The following is a 2966-nucleotide window of genomic DNA, read 5'->3' as shown; positions in this document are numbered from 1 at the left end:
CGGTCTCTCAGACCAAAACGCCTCTGGCGTTGTAAGGTTAAGCCTCACGGGTCATTAGTACCGGTTAGCTCAACGCATCGCTGCGCTTACACATCCGGCCTATCAACGTCGTAGTCTTCAACGTCCCTTCAGGACTCTCAAGGAGTCAGGGAGAACTCATCTCGGGGCAAGTTTCGTGCTTAGATGCTTTCAGCACTTATCTTTTCCGCACTTAGCTACCGGGCAGTGCCATTGGCATGACAACCCGAACACCAGTGGTGCGTTCACTCCGGTCCTCTCGTACTAGGAGCAACCCCCCTCAATTCTCCAGCGCCCACGGCAGATAGGGACCGAACTGTCTCACGACGTTCTAAACCCAGCTCGCGTACCACTTTAAACGGCGAACAGCCGTACCCTTGGGACCTACTTCAGCCCCAGGATGTGATGAGCCGACATCGAGGTGCCAAACACCGCCGTCGATATGAACTCTTGGGCGGTATCAGCCTGTTATCCCCGGAGTACCTTTTATCCGTTGAGCGATGGCCCTTCCATTCAGAACCACCGGATCACTATGACCTGCTTTCGCACCTGCTCGAGCCGTCACTCTCGCAGTCAAGCTGGCTTATGCCATTGCACTAACCTCCTGATGTCCGACCAGGATTAGCCAACCTTCGTGCTCCTCCGTTACTCTTTGGGAGGAGACCGCCCCAGTCAAACTACCCACCAGACACTGTCCGCAGCCCGGATTACGGGCCTACGTTAGAACATCAAACATTAAAGGGTGGTATTTCAAGGTTGGCTCCACGCAGACTGGCGTCCACGCTTCAAAGCCTCCCACCTATCCTACACATCAAGGCTCAATGTTCAGTGTCAAGCTATAGTAAAGGTTCACGGGGTCTTTCCGTCTTGCCGCGGGTACACTGCATCTTCACAGCGATTTCAATTTCACTGAGTCTCGGGTGGAGACAGCCTGGCCATCATTACGCCATTCGTGCAGGTCGGAACTTACCCGACAAGGAATTTCGCTACCTTAGGACCGTTATAGTTACGGCCGCCGTTTACCGGGGCTTCGATCAAGAGCTTCTCCTTGCGGATAACCCCATCAATTAACCTTCCGGCACCGGGCAGGCGTCACACCGTATACGTCCACTTTCGTGTTTGCACAGTGCTGTGTTTTTAATAAACAGTTGCAGCCAGCTGGTATCTTCGACTGGCTTCAGCTCCGGGAGCAAGTCCCTTCACCTACGCGCCAGCGTGCCTTCTCCCGAAGTTACGGCACCATTTTGCCTAGTTCCTTCACCCGAGTTCTCTCAAGCGCCTTGGTATTCTCTACCTGACCACCTGTGTCGGTTTGGGGTACGATTTCGTGTTACCTGGAGCTTAGAGGCTTTTCCTGGAAGCAGGGCATCAGTTACTTCACCACCGTAGTGGCTCGTCGTCACGCCTCAGCCTTAAGATATCCCGGATTTACCAAAGATATCAGCCTACACGCTTAAACCGGGACAACCGTCGCCCGGATAACCTAGCCTTCTCCGTCCCCCCTTCGCAGTAACACCAAGTGCAGGAATATTAACCTGCTTCCCATCGACTACGCTTTTCAGCCTCGCCTTAGGGGTCGACTCACCCTGCTCCGATTAACGTTGAACAGGAACCCTTGGTCTTCCGGCGAGCGGGCTTTTCACCCGCTTTATCGTTACTTATGTCAGCATTCGCACTTCTGATACCTCCAGCATGCCTCACAGCACACCTTCAACGGCTTACAGAACGCTCCCCTACCCAACAACACATAGTGTCGCTGCCGCAGCTTCGGTGCATGGTTTAGCCCCGTTACATCTTCCGCGCAGGCCGACTCGACCAGTGAGCTATTACGCTTTCTTTAAATGATGGCTGCTTCTAAGCCAACATCCTGGCTGTCTGTGCCTTCCCACATCGTTTCCCACTTAACCATGACTTTGGGACCTTAGCTGGCGGTCTGGGTTGTTTCCCTCTTCACGACGGACGTTAGCACCCGCCGTGTGTCTCCCGTGATAACATTCTTCGGTATTCGCAGTTTGCATCGGGTTGGTAAGCCGGGATGGCCCCCTAGCCGAAACAGTGCTCTACCCCCGAAGATGAGTTCACGAGGCGCTACCTAAATAGCTTTCGGGGAGAACCAGCTATCTCCCGGTTTGATTGGCCTTTCACCCCCAGCCACAAGTCATCCGCTAATTTTTCAACATTAGTCGGTTCGGTCCTCCAGTTAGTGTTACCCAACCTTCAACCTGCCCATGGCTAGATCACCGGGTTTCGGGTCTATACCCTGCAACTTAACGCCCAGTTAAGACTCGGTTTCCCTGCGGCTCCCCTATACGGTTAACCTTGCTACAGAATATAAGTCGCTGACCCATTATACAAAAGGTACGCAGTCACCCCATTAAAGAGGCTCCCACTGCTTGTACGTACACGGTTTCAGGTTCTGTTTCACTCCCCTCGCCGGGGTTCTTTTCGCCTTTCCCTCACGGTACTGGTTCACTATCGGTCAGTCAGGAGTATTTAGCCTTGGAGGATGGTCCCCCCATATTCAGACAGGATACCACGTGTCCCGCCCTACTCTTCGAACTCACAGTATGTGCACTTTCGTGTACGGGGCTATCACCCGGTATCGCGCGACTTTCCAGACGCTTCCACTAACGCACAAACTGATTCAGGTTCTGGGCTGTTCCCCGTTCGCTCGCCGCTACTGGGGGAATCTCGGTTGATTTCTTTTCCTCTGGGTACTTAGATGTTTCAGTTCCCCAGGTTCGCCTCGCAACACTATGTATTCATGTTGCGATGATGCACTGAGTGCACCGGGTTTCCCCATTCGGACATCGTCGGCTGTAGCGGTTCATATCACCTTACCGACGCTTTACGCAGATTAGCACGTCCTTCATCGCCTCTGACTGCCAGGGCATCCACCGTGTACGCTTAGTCGCTTAACCTCACAACCCACAGGCGTTTTGCAACGC

At 53.6% G+C, this 2966-nt stretch carries 1 rRNA gene; it reads right to left on the bottom strand.

From position 1 onward, the window contains the following. Nucleotides 1–33 precede the first annotated feature (33 nt). Nucleotides 34–2939: ribosomal RNA gene (locus PanJK_RS23950) — 23S ribosomal RNA — on the bottom strand. Nucleotides 2940–2966: the final 27 nt, after the last annotated feature.

Origin of the sequence: Pantoea sp. JK (assembly GCF_026130245.1) — a bacterium.
Classification (GTDB): Bacteria; Pseudomonadota; Gammaproteobacteria; order Enterobacterales; family Enterobacteriaceae; genus Pantoea; species Pantoea trifolii.
The sequence above is the reverse complement of the archived record's forward strand: the minus strand, read 5'-3'. Positions and strand labels throughout refer to the sequence as shown.